Genomic DNA, 22,871 nt, shown 5'->3' with positions numbered 1-22,871 from the left:
GCTTCGTTATATTATGAAGCAGTCTTTTTCAGAATATTAGTGACTGACTTCTTTACTACTTCAAGTTTCTCTATATACGAAAGCTCCTCAAATGCTTCCCTCACTTCCTCAGGAATAGTTTCGCTTTCGTCAAAGCCGCTTTCTAACTCATGGACATTATCAAGGAAATTAAGGTCTGAATTAGTTAACCATTCGATTGCAATGCGTTGATTTTTCTTCAATATTTCACTTACTCCCTTCTTCACATAATGAGTAAATAGTGCATGAAATTAGGTTTTTAATGTCTATTATTGGCGTTTAGGTTCTCTCTGGTGGAGCATCTGGATAGGCAGTAATAAAGGCAATGTAGCGTTCTATCTTTTCTTCAGCCATCGGGTGATTGTCTTTCTTCTCCCACTGCGACAGATGAGCATAACTTACCTGCACATAATCTGAGAGTGCTCCACTTAAAGGAATCTCTTTCTCCCTCCTTAGTTTCCTGTAGTGCGACCTATCGTATTTTTGTGTTTCGCTCATATTAATTACCTCCAATGTTATATCCTCATATTACCAGTTTACATATGTAAAGTCAATGAAGATTAACGCTTCATTCTTTTATTATTTACACAACATTCAAACATCATTGGGAGATGATAATCAGATGACAAGTCAGATGTTTACCGTGCAAGGAACACTAATACTGCCCCTGAATTTCAGGGTTAAGGCTACTTCTCAGGAAGCAGCCAATGAATATGCTGAAGCTATTTTCAACGAAGAATCAATCATTAGGATGGAAGCTGACTTGCACGATAGAAAAGACAAGATACACTATCTTTTGGCTGATACTTGCATTTTTGATTGGGTAAAATAAATCTCCCGACCTGTTAGAGTGATGACTCCGACAGGTCTTTTTATTTTTCATCAGTTAGTAAAATGAGACCTAATTAAATGCGGATTTCAATGTGTATGCGAATTGAGTATTTTGCCTCATCTCATTGTAATATTAAATGTTATAATGGTCCTTTGGTCCTTTTAGGGGCTAATATGTACCTCTGTGTTAGTCTAGAAACAATTTAATAGAAGGGAAACCCATTCATGACTAAATCATATCTTGATTGTGGCATTACAATTGATCCATTGATTGATTTCAAATTGGATATAACACACTCAGCATTCACTTCACTATCCATTGCAATAAAATCATATTTTAAAACATATCGAATCTTACATGATGCTGGATATTCTCTAAATGTTCTCACTTCAGAAATCGAAAAAGACTTTTGCAAAGATTCCGAATATCAGGAATGTTATATACAAACTATTTTTCACTTGCATCATTTTATTGAACTAATTGTGAAAGATGCATTACGTTCTATTGCACCAGAACTCGCTCTTAACTTTAACGCTAATAGAAGAGCTAATGAAAAACTTATAGTTGAAAAGTTAAAATCTAATGATACGAGTTTTAGTGATTTTTCTTTTAATCATAGTACAACAGTTGACTTCAATATTTCCTTAGAAAGAATTGTGAGTATACAGAACTCTTCCATCGGCAAAATTATCTCCCTACATAGGAAAACAATAAATACAATTCAAAAATTGAGAAACAGTGCTTTTCATCAAGGTTCCTATTTTTTAACTTACTCCCAGCTTGATAAATTGATGGTAACAGAGATATTACCATTGTTAGATGAATTCACTTTTAAATGCGATGATTTATGGGATGCGGATATCTTTAAGGAATGTTGGAAGTATGATGAACAAAATATTGTTGACATCGATCCTATTAGTGCACTTATTAAGACATCAAGTGGAGATTTAAGCAGTATCGCTTTTTACAAAGCTCTCGGATTGGCTCTATATAAAAAACCAAGGTTTTCTCTAATGATGTCTAAAATTTACTTTAAACATGAAACAGAAAGGGCGAATAATTATATTTTTCATGAATTTCTTAGGAAATGCTTTTCCTGTTACCATGACTCACTTTTTCTTTATCCTCAAGAGGACCGCGCTAATGTTGATTTCTACAAAATACAAGAGGTCAAATGCGATAATTGTGGTCTAAACTTATTTGATGATGTCAAAAACCCCCGAGATTATGGACTTCATGATGTGCAGGATATCTGGCATTCCAAGAAATACAAACAATAAAATTAACCCACTTGAAATCCTCTATTAATATAAGTTTCACATAATAATAGGGTGATTCATCATATCGATGTTCTCCCTATTACTTTTGTCCATTAAAATGAGCAATAAAAAATTTGCAACAATAAATTACGAATTTTATTTGAAGATGTTTTGAGTTATTATTAAGAGCAAATGACAAGAAAAGGAGACTACGATATGAATGATGAAACAGTAAAACTTCCAGATGGTTATTCACTAATTACAGATGAAGATTTTTCTATGGCATTGAATCAGAAGAAAACTGTTTTTGTACATCAAAACGGAATACCTGCCTGTTACCCATCTCCTATTATTAGTTTTGATTCTAATCTGGTACAGATGGGAGACGGAACGTCATTAAGTGGACGTCCAAATATTTTTATGACGATCAACAATAAAATAAGAACAGAACTATTGAAGGATATCTTCACGTAATTATCTGATTATCCTAAAATCCCTAAAAAAGACTCCGACTGGGTGTCTTTTTTAGTATGAAGACGAGTTTTATTTGACAAGTGCAGCAAGTGTTTTTCCAATCTCTTCTTGTTGTCCATTAAACATACGATCAACTCTATCTTCATGTTCTTTTATTTTATTCTTCAATATTTCATTTTCAGATTCTAGATCAAACATCCTTTCAAATGCTGCTACAGCACCTTTAGCGTTCTGATATGCTCTCCACATCAATTCTTGCTCTTCATAATCAACTTTGTTCATTTCACATTTCCCCTTTACGACTGAAACACAAATTTTTAAAATCCTAATTCCTCTCGCAGCTCATTTATGTATTTCTTCTTATCTGCTATCTGTTCTCGAAAATCTTTAAATAGTATATCTCTTTGACGGATCTCATCAAATAAAATCCAATACTGTGGTGCAAGGAGCCTATCCATATCTTTTACATTTTTATCGTAGTGACCTTTCACTTCTTTTAATCTCATATTCATTCCCATCATCTCTACTCCTCTTGAAATACCGATTTCATTTACCATTAATCCAGATAAAAACGACCTTCTTTTAATCTTTCCTTGTATTCATCATCAACATCAAGTGTACCAATGAATTTCAATACTGCCTCTTTGGCTGCTTTACGCTTCTCTTTTTTCACCTTATACTGGTCATTACTTTGACAAATAGAGAATTGTGATACTTCACTTCTATCGAAATTGGGAATATATTCAATCCTCTGATCACAAAGAAAAGTTCGTGTCTCCCATAGTCCACCGTTGCAATGCTGATTCAGTGCGCCGTGAAAGATTTCAACCTCTTCTTTAACTACTGTTGTTTCCCCGCATGCTGCACAGGAACTTTCTTTGATAAATCGTAAATTCATTTTTTCATCTCCCTATAAAGTAGTGATTTCGTTACCTAGTTCACATTATCTTCGTACTATGACACATCATTCGTAAATGATATTAAATTTCAATACTTCATCCCATCCCAATATAAAGGCTTCACGTATATCTTTTCTTGATTTACCTTTGCGAGATTCTTCGAAATGTTGTATTTCCTTTTTGTTTGTTATCCGACTATCCATTGGTGAGTCTTAGACCTTAGAGGATGGCAATGGAAAAGAAATAAAGGTTACACGAACAGCTTTGTGACAGGAGGATTAATTAATGAAAGAAGGTCTATATTATGATAGACGAACAACTGAGATAATTCTGTGCTATCATTTTAGCAGAAGTTCTCATATGTTTATCAATCGAAACAATGTCTATATAGATAGACATTGAGATACTTAAACCTGTTTCAACGTTGTGAATAGCCAGCATTGCTTTGAAATCATTAGTCATGTGAAACAAAGCATCTTTTGTGGAATCTAATGAAATTTCATTTCCATTGTTGGAAATTAGGAACATATTGTATTCACCTCTCTGTCTCCTTATGTGTCTATTACCTATTGAAAGAACAATTTCAACACCCTTCTAACAAGCCACAAGGCTCCTTTGATGTTCTTTCCACTTCCTATATACATCTATAACAATTCGAACGTCATGACTCACAGGCTTCATTTTGGGCTTCCACATATCCGAATCTTGAACGAGAAGCATAAGTAAGTCATATTGAAAGTTTGTTAATCTTAATTTTAAGTTCTCTCTCTGTAAATTGAATAATATCCATAGGCATTTTAACCCCATTCTATTCTGATATATTTAATCTTATTTTGCTAATTGATATTTGTTACCTTTTTCTTCCCACTTTTGAAACATTTCTTTAATCTTCTTAATACAAGTATCAGAACGTTTGTCTTTTTGCTGCTCTTCTTTCAATACCTGTCTTGCATGTGCTTGCACTACTGATATGACTTCTGTTCGCTTAATATAAAAGTCGAATGCAACATTGTTAAGATCATCGACCGTAATCTTAGTATTATTGATATTGTCTATAATTCTAGTTGCAAATCCAGATTTACAAGGTATGAAGATGAATGTTATGTCAGATAAATCAGGCTGGCTGTCAATCAATGAATATATCTGTTCGTCAGTTATGTATTTTGCTGCTGCCTTTTCGATATTAAATAAATACTCTCTTTCTATAAACCTTATTCTAATTCCAGTTTCGTTTATTCTCATTACATTCATCTCCCATTTAGTTTATAGTATTAATTAAACCTTTAATTGTTTGCCCCTCAACTATATCTTTAATTCACTTTTCATTGTCTCATTACTCTTGTTTCAAATATTCAGCAGCAGGCACACACTTGCTCCAATCAATATCTTCAGGACAGTCAAATTGCGATTCACAATGCCAGCCATTCTTATACATTTCTCTGCGATGCTTTTCTCTTTCTTCACTATCCTCGTATTTAAATAACTCTCGTTTGATTATAGACTCATGATATTTAATCAATGTTAATAGTCACCTCCATGAAATCTGCTTTTTATGACCTGTATGTTTGAGTCATTTTTAATTGCTATTCTTTGAATACATCATTAGAAAGATTTTCATTTCTCTTTGATAGCTGAAGAAACTTTTCAAACTCAGCATCAGATAAGTTGCGAATTCTGTTGTAAACATCAGCAATATCATTTTCATCCATATCCTTATACCTCCTTATGAAATCAATCATTTATTTGTTAATCAAAAAAAATATAAGTGTCAACTACTCAATCATCATAATTTTATTTTTCTTTTTTTGTATTAACAATCACTTTATATCCTAATAGATATTTCACTATTAGTTTTTACATGGTAACTCAATTTGTAACCTTTGCCCAATTTATTGGATATACTAAACCACACTAAAGGAGGTTGAAGAATGCAATTAAACTATACAAGAGATGACTGTTGCACAGGGTTTAAACAAAAGAAGAAACGAGACAAATTCAACTTAGGATACATCCCTGCGGATAACATTAAGGAGCTTTTAATTCTTAGCAAAACAAATCCATATAATTTACTTTCAACTCCAGAAAAACTGTTCAGATTTCTGCAAACGAATCACTTGTCACTTTCTCACGATGTAATAAACAACTTTTGGATGTCAGTTGTAATGACAGAAAGAGGTATAGCAGGTTTTAGATATGCTCAATTATCAAATTCCCTATCATTTGATAATTTTGAAAAATTTTTAGCACACTTAGGTATTTCTTTAAAATACTTTTATGATGACAATGATAAGATTTGCACTTTTGCACCTGACGTACCCAGTTTTTGTGATGATGATGCTGGATCGTTTTGCAATGAATATTGCTGCTGCCATGATATCGGAGGTAGTATAGTATTAGCAAATGGCATACTTTACTATTAACAAAACTCATCCAAGTACTCAAAAGTACTCTGGATGAAAATACATAAAGCTTAAAAGACTTATTTTATTTGGGTTCCATAGGTTCGAATTCCACATCGGACACAACAAACGTATCCATCTCATATGTTTTTCCTTGTGGTGTGAAAACCCACTCATTTTCCTTGAGAGAATAATATTTATTCTTTTCTACCATCCCAAGTGTATTAGGACCAAATGATGCTCCCCCAGCATATATAGATCTTTTCCATACTAACAATTTAACTAAGTTAACCAAGTTAATCACTCCTTATAAAATACTTCTTTCATTACCTATGACTGTATTCGGATGAAAACATATCTTTTCTTAGTTTAGCCATTTTTCCATTGGCTCGATTTAAAAACACAATTCCTTCAGCTTCCACTTCTGGATTGAGTATGGAACGAAGATCAAGCAGCCATTCCTTCCAAGAATCAAAATCTGATGTTTGTGGATAATCTTTATAAGCGCCTAACCCGTCTTTGTGAGGCTCTAATGTGTACCACAAATTTCTGTCTAATCCGTACTTATTTCCTTGAATATTAAGTCCAATTGCTTCGCCATAATACTCACCATCTTTTAATTTCTTAGATCTTTTCGAAACTCTATTAATAACGGCTTCATTAATATATTTGTACTGAGGATCATTAAACTCAGTTTTTACATATCCTTTATGCTTTTGATTCCTTGCGTATATTTCAAGCTTTGTTCCTTCAACAACAATCTTCACATTTGTTCCGTCAATCTTTTCAAGAACAATTGCTTGGGCTGGATCAAAGCACCATTCCCATCCTTCAGCAACCCTAGGAATACAAAGTCCACTTTCAAAATTTCTTAAATAAGGTGGAAACATTTTTTCAAACTCTAAATACTTTGTAACTAGTTCATAATTTTCTCTGTTCATTTAAAACATCTCCTCTTGGTTCAATTGTTTTTAATTTCAAAAGAAAGAATCCTTTCATTGCCTTAGAAATCTCAGTTCATTAATGGCTAAGAACATGATTAGATTATTATTATTAACTTTAAAAATATTTGTTATTGCTCCTCTCAATAGTGTCTTGTCTAAATTATCTGTTACATATTTATCTAGAGCACTATTAATATGATCCACAGCTTTTGATAATTCATAGTCTAATTCGTCTTGATATTTCATTAATTGTCACTCCTTTCGAAAAAATCATATTCATACATAACATATTTATCGCAAAAAATCTTTTTAACTTCTATTCTTCTTACAAATCTTTCAAATCTATTGTATAGTTAATATATTGTTATAGTTCAAAAGTAGTGAGGAGATATATTCATGAAGTTTTTATTAACATTGTTGCTGATATACATTATTACCCGTTTCCCCCTTAGAGCATGGAAAAATTATGGAAACAGAAAAATAGATGATTTCCTTGAGAATCATTCAGGTGCCAATACGAATTTCAGTGAAACATTTAAAGATCTTAGAAGTCTTAAATTATCCATGTATGCAACAGAAACAATAGAAGCAATCAACCATATTAAAGAATTTTTGTTGACTGATGAGGTTATTCTCCTTAATGGATATAATCCTGCCAAAAACAATTTTACGTTTAGTGTTTATGCAATGACCAACAATAGGTTGATAATTAGTACTGTTACCGCATCAACCAAATATCTGGAATCAATCAATTACAATAAAATTAACAATGTGGAACTCTACAATACTTTTTTAATGAATTATGTACTAGTAACAGCTAAAGGTACATCCACAGTGGTTCGTGTTTATAGCGAAGCCAAGTGTATTGAGCTGTATAAAGCACTGCATGCGAAAATAGAGTAATTCCTTGAGTAGGATAAGAACGTTTCTTATTTATTTTCTATCAAGCTATTTCAATAAAATATTCATTTTACCTACACTGTTAACATTTGAGAAATTGATATCCTTGAGTTTGCAGGTACTTCTTCAACATTTTCATAGTCAATTCTTGCATTTTAGCAGCTCCTATCAAAAATTTATTAATCTGTATTTCCCATTTCCAATTCTCTCATAATCATTAAACACGATTGCATGATTTTTATTAGCATTTATACAACATTTAGACCTTATGTGCGTGTTTATCGTTGATTCTTTATAAATCGTTTCATTTGCTATCATTGCGTTAATGACATCCTGCCCTGTGAACTCATTTGCCCCTTTTTGTTTTACTAGATTTCTAACTACAATCAACATCTCTTCTCTACATGTTCTGTGCATCGGGGAACACCTCATTTATTAATCTAGTAATGTGTAGTAACTTCTTATTCAACTTTTAATTTCGTGATGTTTAACAATACCAACACATATATCCTTGATTATCCAACAATGTTATATCTTAATTAACTATTACTAAAAAAGAAGATCCTAACCAATAAAGGTTAGAATCAGTCCTTGTCTTATTATAAAATATCATCCGTATATCTATTTCCGTCTTTTGAAAAAGTCACATCTGAAGGAAGCAAATTTATTCCCATGAATGATTGGGCTCTTAATGAATCCATCCAGCTATAATAATCATTGGGAACACGATACACAACCACTTGCCCCTTCTCTTTTATTGTTACAATCATTTCATCATTTGAACTAGGGTGATTTCCTGCTGATAGAACGTGATATGTATTTCCTTGCTCTGTAATTTCTAACACATCATGTTTATTGATATCGCCATATATTTCCCCACGACGCTTATTAATGATGAATTCTTCATTACCTGTTACTGTTACAATATCTAATCCACCAATTTTATCTACAATATTTTCTTGATACATTTTTCTTCTTGATTTTTCCCCCACACTGATAGATCTCCAATATTATATATTTATGTATAATTATACCGCATTGATATATTTGAGAGTGTGTCAATAATAATTAAAAATCAAAACAAAAAAATCGCAGTCCTTAGACCACGATTCAAACCCTATTTTTTAAGATCATCTAAATTTATCTGGGCTCATTATTATGATATCAATTCACTTGTTTTAGTGTTACCTTTCGCTTATCTGTTTTTATTAATACACTGTGTGTAACCATACTGACAATTTTAGTATTTACTCGATCTTGAATAATTAGGACTGAAAACCTGTGAGATTTCTTTACAACATATCTCAATTAGTCCTTCTGTTGAATTAAGCTGTATGGTTTCATTTTCAAATTTTTCTGCAACACCTCTTAATGTTTGGCTATTATTTAAAATCAGTACTATTTCCCGTTTTTCATATGCAGCCCACTCAGCGAATCGAGTAATTTCAGTCAATGGTTCCACCTACACTTTACTTTTATTTAATCACTTTAACAAATTGTATCAGACTTTGAAAGCTAGTCGATACTGGATTAATACCTTCATTGACCGCTATTATATCAGACAACATATTTTCATCCTTATTGTTAAGGACTAGTATAAATTGGTCAATGTCTTTTTTCAAATAGCTACTCATTTTTTGATCCTTAATGGTTAAAACCGTATTATTGTCTTTTTCATGTAGAAAGTCAGAAAACAAGAGTTCTGAATCTCCTAGTTCGTTGATATAAAGAACATCTAATAATGTATCTTTAGAAATTGCTGAGAGCAAAAGTGAATTATATACATCATTTGTGATGACCTTATTTTCTATAATTTCAGTATAAACTTTCTGATGGTTACTGTTTAACCAAGTTAATTCTGAAACCAATTTTACATTATCAGCTTTCTCAATTTTGTTCTTTTCTAGCTCACTATCTGTAAAAGAATACTCTTTGTTATCTCCAACAAATAGCCTAATAACTGACGCATGAGCTCCAGAATAGAAATCTCCATAAGACTGGATGAGAGGGAATACTATTAGCTCATCACTTCCAGATTCATCCCACTTAATATCTATATCCACATTAACTATATCCCCTTTTTTGCTGGGAATTGTAATATATTTTCCCCATTCATTTTCACCACTTGGACTTATTAAAGTTGTTTTCCTTCCCTGTAGTACAATAAGCTTTACTTGGGTATCAAATTGTGTGTTTTCTATATACATGTTGCCTTTTATATTATTTTTAAAATTTTTCGTTAGTTTAAAATACGGATAAGCACTTTCCTCTATTTGTTTAGAAATGTGTTGATCTAGTTTAAAATCAAGAAAGAAATGTGGGTTTTGAGCTTCTTCTTCACCAACCAACGGATTTGTTCTCTTTTCTGTTTTATTTACTTCAACTATTGGGGTATTCGTTCCTGTATTATTCGGAAGATTACAGCCTACTAAAAAACAAGAAAGAATCAAAATTATAAAAACTAACTTTACATTGTTCATAATATTATCTTGTGCCTCCTACATCAATTAAATCATATCTAAAACTATAAATATGCACCCCTCAATAAATAAGAGGGGTGCATAAGATGTATATTAAATTTAAAAATTATGAACTAAACGATCTTTCATAGTCAGTATATGCATGATATATCGAACCGCTGTAAGCAACAGAGTGAGCTCCAACGGCTTTATAATCTCCACCTTGACCATATGGAATATATACGCCTATTTCAGAAAATGCTGTTTTGTCAAAATCCCAAAAAGCAGATCCTCGATCAATATTACCAATAGCGATAATTGAATAATTACCGTTTGCAGCCTTGCTATACAATGATGCTTGAGCGCTGGCAGAGTACAACTTGCTCTTTGCTACTGTCTTAGCCTCGGCAAATATTTCCCAAATATTACCTAGACTTGGGACATACCCACTGTCTCTAGTAATAGCACTCGAACCTGTTGCACCAATAGTAAAGCTAGCAGCACAAACATCTCCTTGACAAGATGAAAATGTTCCGAAATCAGTAGTCTCTGGATAATCAATATTAGGATTAGCCGAAGTTACATCTGGCACTATTCCTCCATCAGCTGAAACCACAGAACCTCCAATAACTAAAGTTGCTGCCATCAAAAAAGACACGATCTTTTTTTTCATAAAAACACTCCTTTTCCATTTCTGTATGTTTGTTACCAAATGAATTATAAACCATATTTTAGTATATTACAACACATATTTGATATTTTAGTAGTAAACTAATATTTTACTATATATATAGATAGTTTCAGCATTGTAAAAAAAGAACCGTAGTCTATTAACTACGATTCATACCCTTTAAAATTGAAGTAGCATTGTTCTGATATCTATTCCCTTCTTGTACATACCTATCAAGCTGATTTCTGCTTTTGTGTGCTGTTTGCTTCAAGATAGCTGCATCATTAAAACCTTCAGACGCTGCACTAGTTGCAAATCCAGATCGAAGCGAGTGACCACTATATTGATTTTCGTCTAAGCCTGCTAATTTCGCATACTTTTTTACTATCTTAGCAACAACTCCACCTGTTAACCGTTCGCCTATTGAATTGACTTTGTTAACACCTCTAAAGATAGCGTTTGATTTAATTTTGGAAACCTCTAAGCATTCTTGAAGTGAGGATACTGCACAATACTTATTGTCTGAGTATAGGATTGACTCTGTAATATATTCTTTTGTCTTACCCTGATATATTTGATATCCATTCCCTGTTGAGTAAATAGTATATCGTCTAGATTTATGGAAACCAATTCTGAGCGTCTAGAAGCTGTTGTAAAACCTAATAACAATATAGCCTTATCTCGTATCCCTGTAATAGTTGAAACGTCTATAGAGTCAATGAGAGCCTTCAAATCATCGAGTATCAAAGCTTTTTTAGGTGACTGCTTATTGCCATTTGTACGGGCAATGCCATTAAGCAATTCTTTAATTGTTTGGATGTTAGTTGGTGAAGGGTGATTAGACATGCTGTGAGCTTTATTTACAGATGATACTTTTCGTCTGATCGTAGAAAACTTTAGTGTTTTTGATAACTCAGATAGATACAAAAGGATAGTGTTAGGTTGAACTGGTAAGGAAATGAGATTGTGCAGCATACAAAATTGAACAAAGTCGTTCCAATCAGATTGGTATGCTCTTATTGTGTTGTTTGCTTTAGAAGACTTCAGCAGAGCGTTGATGCGTTGTTGTTGTTCTGGAGTGTTCATATGGATATTAAGATGATTCGGATTCGACTTAATTGCGAATTGATTCGTCATTTGCATGGTCTCCTTTATGAGGAATTTATGATTGAAAATATCGGTACGCCAATCGAGGCCACTGAAGAACTAAGCACTTGGGGAGAAATGTTTCGAACTAACAAAAAATACAGCCAATCATCCGGTATTTGGATGGTTGGCTGTCCCTTTTTAGTGCTAATTTCAATCCGCTAATTTCAAGATTCTCTTTAGATTTACGGCGAAGATTGCCATAGCGCCTTGCAGCTCCATACCTAATAGACCCGAGGTTGTGGCTACATCATACCCGTGTCGGTGTTTGAGTTCGCTGTTCTTCGCTTCAATCTTGTAGCGTTCCTTCGCCTTCTCTTTAAAGGCATCACTTTCTTGGAATGCCATTTGTTCCGAATGCGCGTTAGATTTTATGCTGACGGAGTAGGTTTTACTTGCGGACCCTTCCTTGTAACACCCTTCTTTGAGCGGACACTGTTTACACTTCTCCACGTCAAAATAATAAGTATCCTTTTGGTTCTTACCGACGTTTTTCTTGCCCTGACGCGCTTTTCGAATCGCTAGGTGTCCGGCTTTACAGACATACATGCCTGCATCTTTGTTGAATTCAAACTCGTCTTCTTTTTTTCGCACGCCTTGTGTAATCAGAGGATTGAGCTTGGAGATTAACATCATGTCGTGTTCTTTGCTGTACATTAGGTTGTCCTTCTCTGAGTAAGCCGTGTCCCCAATGACCGTTTTGACCTCCATGCCAGTTGCCTGGCTCTTCTCAATAAGCATCTGCAGTTGTTTCCCGTCATTCTTCTCACCTGTTGTTACAATAGCAGCCGTAATAATCCGTTCTTCGGTCATCGCGAGATGCGTTTTGTAACCGAAAAATGAGGAATCTGCCGTCTTGTGGCCGATCCGCGCCTCGGAATCGTTTTGCTGTTGCAATCGTTCCGTGTCATCTTGGACTGTTTCCTTTAGCAGATTGAGTGGCTCTAGAACTTTGGGGATTTGAGCAATGCCAGACTTGGATTCAAGGAACTGAATCAGGTTGTTACAATAGGCTATTTCATCTTCCAGTGCATCGCTCACGTTTTGGGCTGGTAGTTTGGCTTTCATGGATTCGTCTACGGTGTAGATGGCTTTTCGTAGTTTGCGAGCACGGTCTTGAAGGATTTCACGAGGCGTTTGTTGGTTGTAACGCGCTTTGGTATGAGTCGCATCAACAATGATGGATGTGCTCTTCAGGAGACCTTGCTCGATTGCGACGCTGACCGTTTTTCCTATCAGGAGATCGAGCATGTTCGTGTCATTCAACCGCAGTTTGCGAAATTTCGTTAACGAACTTGCATCGATGACCGGATCTTCCGGCGCCATGTTCAAGAAATATTTAAACGACATATCGTATCGGGAGCGTTCCACAATATCGACATCGTACAGGTCAAAAATCGCCTTGAGCAACAAATATTTAAACATTCGAATGGGGTCGATGGCATTTCGACCGTTGTTCAGACAATACTTACTTTTCAACTCTTCATAGATGAATGAGAAATCCACCAACGCATTGATTTGCCGCAGCATGTTGTCCTTCGGCACCACAATATCGTAAAGCGCCGCGTAGGAGCTAATCATTAATTCCTGCTGTTGTTGAATCATCCTGTCACCTACTCTCCCGTATTGACACTATTATAAAGCAAAAAAGGAGCAAGCTCCTCATGAAGATGAGTACTTGCTCCTAGTTAACTTTTTCAGTGGCCTCACGCCAATCCAAGGTGGTTTTCCTTGGTTGGTGGAACGGAACAAAGAAAGGTGAACTTTCCTTTCTACGTTAGGCTCTTAATCTTTAAAAGTTTCACCCTATTTTCCTTTAAGAGTAACCCATCTAAAAGTAATGATATTATTGACTTCTTCAACTGTGTTTAGTAAGTTGAATTTACTATATTTCGTTTTCTAACCACAACTCCAAAATAGTCCTCATTCGTTTAGATGGTATGTAAAGTGATATTTCCTTGTTATCACGGATTGCGCTTCTCCATATCCATTGAACGAGTTCTGATAATGCAAACATATCTTCGTTGATATCAATCCCCTTATCGTAAAAAAAATCCTTTTTTAATTGGATTGATGAGACGGTTAATAATGTTAAAACATAGTCATCAAGCCCCATATATTGTTAGCTGCGAATTCAGGAGTAGCAATGATATTTGCATTCCCACCATAAGCTTTAACAGTTGTTGTTAATTTCACCATTTCAGCAGGATCGAAAGTAGCACCAGTAAATCGAATTCCCATGAAAACAATCAAAAAACGTCAACCTAAACATTTCTGATAATTTGCTGCAACGATGCGTCATAAGCCTCCCTCAAGAAATCTGCATAATGAGTCGCTGTCGACCTAAAATTAAATTGTCAGAAAAATTGTCTTGAGGGAGGTAATTTTATTAATCAACGTGATATGATTGTCTATCTGGTGATATAAATACGCTTGCACCGTCTTTGAATGCGATTCTAAGCGTTTCTTTTTTCGGACTGATCAATATTTCAATAACTCTATCCAAAAGGTTCTCAATGGCAATCTGCGGTTTTGAAGGACTCTTCTTGCTCCCGTCTACCTTCCCATTTTTAATAAGTTCAATTTCATAATGATTGTAGATGAGTTCTAAAAGAAAGTCCTGATCCAGTTTCCATCTAGTAAAAAAATCAGTTCCGTAGTTTGAGTAGCCAGAGCATATTAATACAATTCGGTTATTGCGTTCTTTCAAACCTTTATAGTTCTTGTTACAATCCAAACATTTAATACGCTTTGTGAAGTAATACATATGTTCACCTATTTAATTATGTCGTAAATCAATTTAAGTTCAGATATAGAATTATTTGATATTGAAAAAGCATTTTTTAACTCGCTTAAGTTCTCCTCGGATAAGTCTTTTTGAGTATAAACTTTACACAAAATGTCTCCTTCTGACACTTCATCTCCGATTGTCTTAACCAGTTCAATACCTGCATGGTAGTCAATTTTGTCTCCCTTTTTTTGCCTACCTGCTCCTGCAATCATTGCAATGCGACCGATCACATCTGCTTCAATTTTCTCAATAACACCATGCTTACTAGAAATTATCTCGATCTTATCAGAAGCAAAAAACCAATCTTTAGTCTGTAAGTTTTCTGTATTTCCTTCATGGGCTTCTACAAATTCGATAAACTTAGAATAAGCCTCTCCTGAATTAATAACCTTTTTAACTTTACTTTTGGCAATATTAATATCGTCAAATTTATCAGCAAGAAGCAATAATTGAGCGGAAACTTCAATACAGAAATCAGAAAGTAATTTATTTCCCCTGCCTTTGAGAATTTCTAAACTTTCAAAAATCTCAAGTGAGTTTCCAACCATATTTCCTAATGGTTGATTCATATCTGTTAAAATAGCTACAAATTTCTTATTAAATTTCTTTCCTATATTTAGCATGGTTTCAGCAAGCTCTCTTGCAGACTCTTCATTTTTCATAAATGCACCATTTCCAAACTTCACATCTAGTAAAATTGCATCAGCTCCTGAAGCAATTTTTTTACTAATAATTGAGCTTGATATTAATGGTATTGAATCAACCGTGGCTGTCACATCTCTTAGTTCATATAGTTTTTTATCTGCTGGAACAATGTTTCCTGATTGTCCTATAATTGAAAATCCCACTTCGTTCACAACTTCTATAAAGCGTTCTCTTGTAAGTTCAACTTTAAAATTTGGTATTGATTCTAATTTATCAATTGTTCCCCCTGTACTACCCAAGCCTCGACCTGACATTTTCGCCATTGGTACATTAAAACAAGCTACAATTGGAGAGATAATCAATGAAACTTTATCACCTACTCCACCCGTTGAATGTTTATCAACTTTTATTCCTGATATTTCAGAGAGATCAATTATATCTCCAGACTCTGCCATTGCTTTGGTTAAATAATAAGACTCATCTATGGTTAGACCATTAAACAATATCGCCATTAAGAACGGTGATATTTGATAATCAGGAATCTCTCCTGATACATATCCATTTACAATGTATTGAATTTCATCAAAAGTAAGTGTCACGTTGTCTTTCTTTTTCTGAATAAGATCAACCATTCTCATGTGCTAGTTCCCTCCTATGCAAGCCCACTCTTTCGATTCTATTCAATACTTCGTACATGGAATCAAAATCCAAACTGATTCCAGCAAACCTCAAAAAATCCTCTGATTTTTTATTCAAGAAGTTCGAAATCTTAAGCATATTAGTTTTAGTAGGAAACATTTCAATATTAAAGTACATTCTACACATAAAATAACTAATTCCAGTCCCCTTATGAAGTTTGTGGGGATTAAGAGCAGAATTGCAGCTCTTAATCCATAGAGGAAGACTGGTTTTAGCTTTATTATATATATCAAGCGTCCAACTATCTAAATTCCCTTGAATATTTGGGATAACATTCATTGAGAATTTTATGCTCTTGGGTGTCGTTTTGTCGCCTACACCGCCTGTACTATGTTTGTCCACTTTGGTTCCATGAATGGGTGACAAGTCAATCTGGTCGCCCGAATTCGCCATAGCTAACGTCAAAGCTGCTGTCTCGGCTGCTGTCATTCCGCGGAATAAGACAGCCATCGCCCATGCTGACATTTGATAATCAGGAATTTCTCCGTTGCAATAACCATCCACGATAAAAGATAATTCCGCAGCACTCAGTTCGCCGCCATCACGTTTTTTTTGAATCAGATCTACAGCCCTCATGTCCCGTCACTCCGTTCGCTGCGTTTCATTTCATCCGCGATAATGCCCTCTGCTCTTCTTGTGCTCGAACGATAAGCTCATCCAGCGTTTGACTAAGCTGAAGTACCTCACGATTAAGAAACGTTTGTTTTACTAATGCTGTCTCCACCATCTTATCGCGCAGCTGTTCCATCTCCAAGACTAGTTGCTTGTCCATGATCTTCACTCCATCATTCTGTAATCATGGACATTATACGACGATAACGTAGAAAAAAGCTGTCACAATGAGTCGACAATATTGTGACAATATTGTTACAAAACCTGCTAAAATTGAGGGATTAGTCCCTTTACTAATGCAAGGAATTGGGACTTCACACGCTCTGTTGTCTCCATTACTTCAGCATGCGACAAAGGTTGGTCCAGAATACCTGCCGCCATATTGCTAATGCAAGAAATACCTAATACTTCGATACCCGAATGACGTGCCGTAATGACCTCCGCCACAGTGGACATTCCGACAGCATCTGCCCCAAGCACACGCAGCATGCGAATTTCTGCTGGCGTCTCATAAGTAGGGCCAAGCAAGCCTGCATAGATGCCTTCGCGAAGCGTCAGGCCTTGGCTTGCTGCTGTATCCCGGGCGATGCCGCGCAAACGTTTGCTGTATGCCTCGGACATATCAGGGAAGCGCACACCCAGCTCATCATCATTAGGCCCGATAAGCGGGTTTTTGCCGGTCAGGTTAATATGATCGGAGATGAGCATTAGATTGCCCGGCTCGTAATCGGTATTGACGCCGCCAGCCGCATTGGTAACAAGCAGCGTGTGTACGCCAAGGGCTTTCATTACACGTACAGGGAAGGCAGTAAGCTCAGGTCCGTAGCCTTCATACATATGGAATCGTCCCCGCATCAGGACAACTGTCCGGCCGGATAGTGTGCCAATGAGCAATTCTCCTGCATGGCCCTCTACCGTTGATACAGGGAAATGGGGAACGTCTTTGTAATGAATAGTAACGGCATTCTCCAAATGATCTCCAAGAACGCCAAGGCCAGAACCCATGATTAATCCTATTTCTGGTTGTAAATTCGATTGAGCCGCGATATATGCAGCAGCCTCTTGAATATGAGATGCACTTAACAAGGTCATTTCGATTCCTCCAATTTATAATTTAAGTATGAAGCAGGTCTAAAAAGCTTGAACCGTTTGGTGGTGCCTGTACACCAAAATTATGAGCGATCGTCGCACCAAGATCGGAAAATGTAGCACGCGTCTCTAAGGCGACGGGCTGCCTAAAAGCAGGACTGTATAGAAGCAGCGGCACATACTCCCGCGTATGGTCGGTTCCAGGATGGACAGGGTCATTCCCATGATCAGCCGTTACGATCAAAAGATCTCGAAAGCCGATCTTGCTTTCCAATTGGGGCAGTGCCCGATCAAATTCCTCCAGCGCCTTGGCATAGCCGTCTGGATCACGCCTGTGACCAAATAGCGAATCGAAATCAACCAAATTCGTGAACAGCAGTCCTTTAAAGGGCGTGCTCAGCGCATTTATCGTTCGAGCGATACCATCGGCATTACTCTTGGTCGGAGTGCTCGATTGGATGCCCTCTCCATCAAAAATATCATTGATTTTACCAATAGCAATCGTATCCAAGCCGCCATCCTTAAGCGCGTCCAATACAGTTGGCTGAGGGGGCTTAACCGCATAATCATGTCGGTTAGGCGTACGTTTGAATGAACCAGGCGAGCCCAGATAAGGCCTTGCAATAACACGGCCTACGGCATAACGCTCGTCCATCGTAAGCTCTCTTGCAATCTCGCAAGCACGATATAGCTCTTTTAGTGGAATCACTTCCTCATGAGCAGCTATCTGGAAGACGCTGTCTGCGGACGTATACACAATCCAAGAGCCGCTCTTCATTTGCTCTGCTCCGAGTTCATCCAGTATCTCTGTTCCGCTAGCTGGCTTATTGCCAATTACCTTGCGCCCTGTTCGTTCTTCGAACGCTTGAATGAGTTCATCAGGGAAGCCCTCGGGAAAGGTCTGGAAAGGAACCTCAATGTTGAGCCCCATTAGCTCCCAATGCCCCGTCATCGTGTCTTTCCCTACCGATGCTTCGGCCATCTTGCCATAATACGCTGCTGGAGGTCCCTCTGCAGGCTCCCAAGTTGCAATTGGGGCTATGCGATCCAGTCCCCATCTCCGCAAATTGGGCAGCTCTACCTGACCTACATGCTCTACAATGTGGCCTAATGTATGGGCTCCTTTATCGCCGAATGACTCCGCATCCGGCAATTCCCCAATTCCTACACTATCTAGTACAATGACGGCAATTCGATCAAATTTCATAGATTACTCTTCCTTTCTCCCGTGAATAGCCCAATAGTGGCGCGATGGCGGATATCAAGCACGGGGATGCGCATTCGTGTATGCTTCTTTCATTCTTACTTTGGACAGACGGGTATATCGCTGCGTTGTCGAAATATCGGCATGACCGAGCAGTTCCTGTACAGCCCGCAGGTCAGCGCCATTCTCCAGCAGATGTGCGGCAAAAGAATGCCGAAGCGTATGCGGCGTTATATCTTCCTGAATGCCTGCTTCCTTGGCGTACTTCTTCACCATTTTCCAAAAGCCTTGCCTAGTCATTCTCGTACCCAGCTGATTGAGAAATAAGGCTTGCTCGTCACGGCTCTGCTTCAGCAGCTCATCCCGGCCCGCCTCTAGATAATCAACCAAGGCGTTCGCGGCCATTCGGCCAAATGGTATAATTCTTTCTTTGAGCTTGCTGCCTACACATTGAATAATGCTTAGCTGTAAATTAAGGCTGTCCTTGTTAAGTGAAATCAGCTCCGATACCCGTATGCCTGTTGCATACAATAACTCCAGCATCGCTTTATCTCGTTTGCCTGCGGGAGTTGTCGGCATGGGTGTCTCAAGCAGCAGTCCTGCTGTCTCAATAGACATGACACTCGGCGGCTTATGCTCCTGCTTAGGCGATTCTATGTATATCGCAGGATTATGCTGAATAGCTCCTTGTAAAGCCAAATAATGAAAAAAAGCCCGAATAGACGCAATATGTCTGGACAGCGTAGAGGATTTGCGCCCGCTTTCTTTCAATTGCATTAAATAATGTGATAAATGATGCCTGTGAACGGAACTCGCATGGGTGATAGTTTGTTTCTCCATATAGTCGAGCAGCCCGTTTAAATCCCGTCCATACGACTCGATCGTACTGGGAGACAACGCACGTTCAACCGATAAATAATGAATAAACGATTCGACTTGTGCTCTCATTGCGCTTCCTTTCATCATACAGACCTTATACAAGCATACGTAGACCATATTCCACATTCATCTAGCCAAATCCTGCTTGCTCCTGCAATAATGGCATGTCCTCATTCTCCATACCAATAAAACCATCTTAGCCTATCGGTTATGCTTCCACCTTGTACGGAATCTGGATCGAGCTGGAATACTTTTAGAGCATCACCCTTCGGTACTTGATAAGGATTAAAAGGTGTCATTACATCCTCTAGCCATTCATAGCCGCCCGTCGCCACAAAAAACAAGAGCGTAAATACAAGGATAAATACAATTCGACTTAGCCATCTGCGTAAAGACAGCACCATTCGCTTCGCCCCCTCCCATCCCTCGACGGTTGTCCGTCCGTATCACCCTATGTGCTGGACGAAGCGAATATTCGCCTTATAGATCTAATTGTTCGAATGCAATCGTGCTTAGCCATTGTTCCAATGGCTTATAGGGCAGCCCTGCTGCAACAGCAACAGGCTCATAAGTAACTGTTCCTTTATAGGTGTTTACACCCTTTTGAAGAGCAGGATTGAGCCTGATCGCTTCCCACCCCCGATTAGCAAGATCAATTGCATAAGACATCGTGACATTTGTCAATGCAAAGGTCGAAGTCCGAGGTACGGCACCAGGAATATTCGCAACGGCATAATGAACGACACCATGCTTCACATAAATAGGGTCCTTATGCGTTGTAGGGCGGTCTACGGTGGCAATTGACCCTCCCTGATCAACAGCAACATCGACGATGACCGACCCTTTTTTCATCATATGAACCATTTGTTCCGTTACTAAATGCGGGGCTCTCGCTCCGGGAATCAGGACAGCTCCAATAAGGAGATCTGCCTTCGAGACAGCTTCGGCAATAGGATAAGGACTAGACATAACGGTATGGACCCTTCCACCGAATATATCATCGAGATACCTCATCCGATCCGCACTTTTCTCCAAGATAACTACATTCGCTCCCATTCCAAGCGCAATCTTTGCCGCATTCGTCCCTACAATTCCTCCGCCGATAATGACGACCTCCGCAGGAGGAACTCCTGGCACGCCCCCTAGCAGGACACCGCGCCCTCCATGGAAGGATTCAAGAAATTGCGAGCCAATCTGTACAGCCATGCGACCTGCCACTTCACTCATTGGAGTCAATAAAGGCAGGCTGCCATTCGGCAGTTGAATGGTCTCATACGCGATAGCGGTCACGCCAGCATCTACTAGTGCACGGGTAAGCTCAGGAGCAGCAGCCAAATGCAAGTATGTGAACAGCACCAGCCCCTCCCGAAAATAACCAAACTCCTCGGCAAGCGGCTCCTTCACCTTCATAATCATATCCGCTTGTGCCCATACTTCTGCGGCTGTCGCTTGAATAGCTGCTCCTTCTCTTACATAATCACGATCCTCAAATCCGCTGCCATCTCCTGCTCCTGCTTCAATAATAACCTCATGCCCCGCCGCTTTGAGCATTGTTACTCCAGCAGGGGTCAGGGCAACCCGATACTCACTCGCTTTTATTTCCTTTGGCACACCGACAATCATGATGAGCCCCTCCTCCATTTTTCATCCTTACTATGATGTATGAACGGTGATACACAAATGTTAGTCCTCTGCGATACCTTTTCCTGCTAGAACAAAAAATATGTGTTGCAGGACATCTATCCCTTACCTCTCTTGGTAAGAGTCCATACACTGCATTAATGGATTTTAGAGGGGGAACCTCAATAATGCGGACGAAGCTGGAAAAGCTCATTACGATACGTTCAGTAAGTACGTCTTCCAAACATACGGTACGAAAGCTCATTACGTTCAAAAATAGCCGCTCTTACAGAAGATGTCTGCGTTATTTGCAAGCCAGTGGCATACATCCCTTCAAACGGGTACCCGGAAGCCGAACAATCGGGTGCTATTGTGATAAAAGATATTCCTGGGCTTCTATAGTCAATCATCCAGAAATTAAACGAGTGGAGAAGGACATGAGAATTCGTGTGCACATCAAGCATGACAACTGCCGGCTCTCTGGCAGAAGTCTGCCCCTGCTCGCGAATACTTGTCCTGCTCAGCTAACCTGGAATATATGTCGTGTTCAAGCCCCGGAAGTATGGAAACGTACCCGAGGCTTCCCGATCAAGGTCGCCATTCTAGATACAGGGATCGCCAAGCATAGCGGCCTTCGGATCGCCGGCGGTATTAATACAATCAATGGGGGAAGCTACGAGGATGACAATGGCCACGGAACGCATGTAGCTGGCATTGCTGCAGCAAGAGTAGCCGGAGGCATTAGAGGGGTAGCTCCAAATGTTAAGCTCTATGCCGTCAAGGCATTGGATAAGGAAGGAGCCGGCTATGTCTCGAATATTATAGCTGGCATTGAATGGTGTATTGCCAATAAAATCAATGTGATCAATATGAGCTTTGGATTAGTAGGGGGAGAGAGCAGCCTCGCTCTGCATGATGTCATTACAAGAGCAGCGAAGAGCGGAATTGTCGTTGTCGCATCAGCAGGCAACTCTGGTCCAACCAATCAACAGATTGATGAGCCTGCCTCTTATAAAGAGACGATCGCTGTAGCAGCTTCGACACGCACCGATGGAATTGCCAGCTTCAGCAGCAGAGGCCAAGGCATAGCCCTCACTGCTCCCGGTGAGAGCATCACCTCCACATGGCTTAACAATACCTTTATGACTCTTTCAGGCACAAGCATGGCTTGTCCTCATGTCGCAGGAGGCGCAGCTCTGCTGCTAGCCCGGCAGCCTAAGCTAACCCCTGCACAGCTGCAGCTCCGGCTCAAACGCTTGACCAAGCGGCTCAGTGGCTTTGACGGGAATGCACAGGGGTCTGGGCTGTTGCAGCTAAATAAAGTCTAATAAG

35 protein-coding genes and 1 pseudogene are annotated in these 22,871 nt (G+C 38.2%); 6 read left to right on the top strand and 30 right to left on the bottom strand.

Translation table 11 applies throughout. From position 1 onward, the window contains the following. Positions 1–11 precede the first annotated feature (11 nt). Both AC50YO_RS10115 and AC50YO_RS10110 read right to left on the bottom strand, forming a co-directional pair. Positions 12–221 carry a hypothetical protein gene (locus tag AC50YO_RS10115; protein ID WP_494846702.1) on the bottom strand — a complete coding sequence of 70 codons (210 nt, stop codon included), beginning with the start codon at positions 219–221 and terminating at the stop codon, positions 12–14. A 76-nt stretch (positions 222–297) separates the two neighbouring features. Beyond that, positions 298–516 (bottom strand): hypothetical protein, encoded by a 219-nt coding sequence (locus AC50YO_RS10110; RefSeq protein WP_494846701.1) that lies wholly within the window; start codon positions 514–516, stop codon positions 298–300. A gap of 124 nt (positions 517–640) precedes the next feature. Between AC50YO_RS10110 and AC50YO_RS10105 the strand changes: the two genes are divergently transcribed. The 3 genes from AC50YO_RS10105 (at position 641) to AC50YO_RS10095 (ending at position 2,583) form a co-directional block, all read left to right on the top strand. Further along, a complete protein-coding gene (locus AC50YO_RS10105) occupies positions 641–850 on the top strand; it encodes a hypothetical protein (RefSeq protein WP_494846700.1) in 210 nt (69 codons plus the stop codon). A 224-nt stretch (positions 851–1,074) separates the two neighbouring features. Then, complete coding sequence (locus tag AC50YO_RS10100; RefSeq protein ID WP_494846699.1) at positions 1,075–2,130, top strand: hypothetical protein; 1,056 nt, start codon at positions 1,075–1,077, stop codon at positions 2,128–2,130. 195 nt (positions 2,131–2,325) lie between these two features. Beyond that, the gene (locus tag AC50YO_RS10095; RefSeq protein ID WP_494846698.1) at positions 2,326–2,583 is read left to right on the top strand and encodes a hypothetical protein; all 258 of its coding nucleotides are present in this window, start codon (positions 2,326–2,328) and stop codon (positions 2,581–2,583) included. A gap of 69 nt (positions 2,584–2,652) precedes the next feature. Here the strand turns inward: AC50YO_RS10095 and AC50YO_RS10090 are convergent, their stop codons facing one another. From AC50YO_RS10090 to AC50YO_RS10065, 6 genes are all read right to left on the bottom strand, one after another. Next, positions 2,653–2,865: a hypothetical protein gene (locus AC50YO_RS10090; protein ID WP_494846697.1), complete on the bottom strand. Its 213-nt coding sequence runs from the start codon at positions 2,863–2,865 to the stop codon at positions 2,653–2,655. A 35-nt stretch (positions 2,866–2,900) separates the two neighbouring features. Next, positions 2,901–3,140: a hypothetical protein gene (locus AC50YO_RS10085; protein ID WP_494846696.1), complete on the bottom strand. Its 240-nt coding sequence runs from the start codon at positions 3,138–3,140 to the stop codon at positions 2,901–2,903. Continuing rightward, on the bottom strand, positions 3,140–3,481 hold the full coding sequence (locus AC50YO_RS10080) for a hypothetical protein (RefSeq protein ID WP_494846695.1): 342 nt from the start codon (positions 3,479–3,481) through the stop codon (positions 3,140–3,142). Before AC50YO_RS10080 ends, AC50YO_RS10085 begins: the two co-directional genes overlap by 1 nt. A gap of 829 nt (positions 3,482–4,310) precedes the next feature. After that, a complete protein-coding gene (locus AC50YO_RS10075; RefSeq protein WP_494846694.1) occupies positions 4,311–4,724 on the bottom strand; it encodes a hypothetical protein in 414 nt (137 codons plus the stop codon). A 91-nt stretch (positions 4,725–4,815) separates the two neighbouring features. After that, entirely contained in the window at positions 4,816–5,001 is a 186-nt protein-coding gene (locus tag AC50YO_RS10070) for a hypothetical protein (RefSeq protein WP_494846693.1), read from the bottom strand. Between the two features lie 64 nt (positions 5,002–5,065). Further along, positions 5,066–5,191: a hypothetical protein gene (locus AC50YO_RS10065; protein ID WP_494846692.1), complete on the bottom strand. Its 126-nt coding sequence runs from the start codon at positions 5,189–5,191 to the stop codon at positions 5,066–5,068. Between the two features lie 219 nt (positions 5,192–5,410). Here AC50YO_RS10065 and AC50YO_RS10060 point away from each other — a divergent pair, with 219 nt between their 5' ends. After that, positions 5,411–5,902: a hypothetical protein gene (locus AC50YO_RS10060; protein WP_494846691.1), complete on the top strand. Its 492-nt coding sequence runs from the start codon at positions 5,411–5,413 to the stop codon at positions 5,900–5,902. A gap of 64 nt (positions 5,903–5,966) precedes the next feature. On the opposite strand, the gene AC50YO_RS10055 is transcribed toward AC50YO_RS10060, so the two are convergent. The 3 genes from AC50YO_RS10055 to AC50YO_RS10045 are packed head-to-tail and all read right to left on the bottom strand — an operon-like array spanning position 5,967 to position 7,071. Beyond that, positions 5,967–6,176 carry a hypothetical protein gene (locus AC50YO_RS10055; RefSeq protein WP_494846690.1) on the bottom strand — a complete coding sequence of 70 codons (210 nt, stop codon included), beginning with the start codon at positions 6,174–6,176 and terminating at the stop codon, positions 5,967–5,969. A 31-nt stretch (positions 6,177–6,207) separates the two neighbouring features. Continuing rightward, complete coding sequence (locus tag AC50YO_RS10050) at positions 6,208–6,822, bottom strand: hypothetical protein (RefSeq protein WP_494846689.1); 615 nt, start codon at positions 6,820–6,822, stop codon at positions 6,208–6,210. Positions 6,823–6,876: 54 nt separating this feature from the next. After that, positions 6,877–7,071, bottom strand: coding sequence for a hypothetical protein (locus AC50YO_RS10045; protein ID WP_494846688.1), 195 nt, complete (start codon positions 7,069–7,071; stop codon positions 6,877–6,879). 150 nt (positions 7,072–7,221) lie between these two features. On the opposite strand from AC50YO_RS10045, the gene AC50YO_RS10040 reads away from it, so the two are divergent. Next, positions 7,222–7,728, top strand: coding sequence for a PH domain-containing protein (locus AC50YO_RS10040; protein ID WP_494846687.1), 507 nt, complete (start codon positions 7,222–7,224; stop codon positions 7,726–7,728). Between the two features lie 165 nt (positions 7,729–7,893). On the opposite strand, the gene AC50YO_RS10035 is transcribed toward AC50YO_RS10040, so the two are convergent. The 19 genes and pseudogenes from AC50YO_RS10035 to ald all read right to left on the bottom strand — a co-directional run bounded on the left by AC50YO_RS10035 (position 7,894) and on the right by ald (position 21,542). Beyond that, positions 7,894–8,118, bottom strand: coding sequence for a DUF7669 domain-containing protein (locus AC50YO_RS10035; protein WP_494846972.1), 225 nt, complete (start codon positions 8,116–8,118; stop codon positions 7,894–7,896). Positions 8,119–8,324: 206 nt separating this feature from the next. Next, on the bottom strand, positions 8,325–8,717 hold the full coding sequence (locus tag AC50YO_RS10030) for a hypothetical protein (protein WP_494846686.1): 393 nt from the start codon (positions 8,715–8,717) through the stop codon (positions 8,325–8,327). A 248-nt stretch (positions 8,718–8,965) separates the two neighbouring features. Further along, a complete protein-coding gene (locus AC50YO_RS10025; protein ID WP_494846685.1) occupies positions 8,966–9,178 on the bottom strand; it encodes a hypothetical protein in 213 nt (70 codons plus the stop codon). A 22-nt stretch (positions 9,179–9,200) separates the two neighbouring features. Continuing rightward, positions 9,201–10,205: a hypothetical protein gene (locus AC50YO_RS10020; RefSeq protein ID WP_494846684.1), complete on the bottom strand. Its 1,005-nt coding sequence runs from the start codon at positions 10,203–10,205 to the stop codon at positions 9,201–9,203. Positions 10,206–10,311: 106 nt separating this feature from the next. After that, a complete protein-coding gene (locus AC50YO_RS10015) occupies positions 10,312–10,857 on the bottom strand; it encodes a hypothetical protein (RefSeq protein WP_494846683.1) in 546 nt (181 codons plus the stop codon). 157 nt (positions 10,858–11,014) lie between these two features. Continuing rightward, a complete protein-coding gene (locus AC50YO_RS10010) occupies positions 11,015–11,389 on the bottom strand; it encodes a tyrosine-type recombinase/integrase (RefSeq protein WP_494846971.1) in 375 nt (124 codons plus the stop codon). Further along, positions 11,335–11,991 carry a tyrosine-type recombinase/integrase gene (locus AC50YO_RS10005; RefSeq protein ID WP_494846682.1) on the bottom strand — a complete coding sequence of 219 codons (657 nt, stop codon included), beginning with the start codon at positions 11,989–11,991 and terminating at the stop codon, positions 11,335–11,337. The genes AC50YO_RS10010 and AC50YO_RS10005 overlap by 55 nt, the downstream gene beginning before the upstream one ends. A gap of 162 nt (positions 11,992–12,153) precedes the next feature. Next, positions 12,154–13,605 (bottom strand): IS1182 family transposase, encoded by a 1,452-nt coding sequence (locus AC50YO_RS10000; protein ID WP_494846681.1) that lies wholly within the window; start codon positions 13,603–13,605, stop codon positions 12,154–12,156. A gap of 280 nt (positions 13,606–13,885) precedes the next feature. Then, positions 13,886–14,017, bottom strand: a complete 132-nt coding sequence (locus tag AC50YO_RS09995; protein WP_494846970.1) for a YonV C-terminus-related protein — start codon at positions 14,015–14,017, stop codon at positions 13,886–13,888. A gap of 74 nt (positions 14,018–14,091) precedes the next feature. Further along, positions 14,092–14,253, bottom strand: coding sequence for a hypothetical protein (locus tag AC50YO_RS09990; RefSeq protein WP_494846680.1), 162 nt, complete (start codon positions 14,251–14,253; stop codon positions 14,092–14,094). Between the two features lie 136 nt (positions 14,254–14,389). Further along, positions 14,390–14,737: a hypothetical protein gene (locus AC50YO_RS09985; RefSeq protein ID WP_494846679.1), complete on the bottom strand. Its 348-nt coding sequence runs from the start codon at positions 14,735–14,737 to the stop codon at positions 14,390–14,392. Positions 14,738–14,775: 38 nt separating this feature from the next. Beyond that, the gene (locus AC50YO_RS09980) at positions 14,776–16,074 is read right to left on the bottom strand and encodes a thymidine phosphorylase (RefSeq protein ID WP_494846678.1); all 1,299 of its coding nucleotides are present in this window, start codon (positions 16,072–16,074) and stop codon (positions 14,776–14,778) included. A gap of 361 nt (positions 16,075–16,435) precedes the next feature. After that, positions 16,436–16,711: pseudogene (gene deoA, locus AC50YO_RS09975) on the bottom strand (pyrimidine-nucleoside phosphorylase); the annotation flags it as partial. Positions 16,712–16,736: 25 nt separating this feature from the next. Further along, positions 16,737–16,907, bottom strand: a complete 171-nt coding sequence (locus AC50YO_RS09970; protein WP_494846677.1) for an aspartyl-phosphate phosphatase Spo0E family protein — start codon at positions 16,905–16,907, stop codon at positions 16,737–16,739. Between the two features lie 107 nt (positions 16,908–17,014). Further along, on the bottom strand, positions 17,015–17,839 hold the full coding sequence (locus tag AC50YO_RS09965; RefSeq protein WP_494846676.1) for a purine-nucleoside phosphorylase: 825 nt from the start codon (positions 17,837–17,839) through the stop codon (positions 17,015–17,017). A 22-nt stretch (positions 17,840–17,861) separates the two neighbouring features. Continuing rightward, a complete protein-coding gene (gene deoB / locus AC50YO_RS09960) occupies positions 17,862–19,043 on the bottom strand; it encodes a phosphopentomutase (RefSeq protein ID WP_494846675.1) in 1,182 nt (393 codons plus the stop codon). 54 nt (positions 19,044–19,097) lie between these two features. Further along, the gene (gene xerD, locus AC50YO_RS09955) at positions 19,098–19,988 is read right to left on the bottom strand and encodes a site-specific tyrosine recombinase XerD (protein WP_494846674.1); all 891 of its coding nucleotides are present in this window, start codon (positions 19,986–19,988) and stop codon (positions 19,098–19,100) included. 101 nt (positions 19,989–20,089) lie between these two features. Then, complete coding sequence (locus tag AC50YO_RS09950) at positions 20,090–20,323, bottom strand: DUF4227 family protein (RefSeq protein ID WP_494846673.1); 234 nt, start codon at positions 20,321–20,323, stop codon at positions 20,090–20,092. 76 nt (positions 20,324–20,399) lie between these two features. Beyond that, positions 20,400–21,542: an alanine dehydrogenase gene (gene ald, locus AC50YO_RS09945; RefSeq protein WP_494846672.1), complete on the bottom strand. Its 1,143-nt coding sequence runs from the start codon at positions 21,540–21,542 to the stop codon at positions 20,400–20,402. A 185-nt stretch (positions 21,543–21,727) separates the two neighbouring features. Between ald and AC50YO_RS09940 the strand changes: the two genes are divergently transcribed. Further along, complete coding sequence (locus tag AC50YO_RS09940; protein ID WP_494846671.1) at positions 21,728–22,867, top strand: S8 family peptidase; 1,140 nt, start codon at positions 21,728–21,730, stop codon at positions 22,865–22,867. Positions 22,868–22,871: the final 4 nt, after the last annotated feature.

The organism is Paenibacillus sp. J22P59, assembly GCF_059383895.1.
The sequence above is the reverse complement of the archived record's forward strand: the minus strand, read 5'-3'. Positions and strand labels throughout refer to the sequence as shown.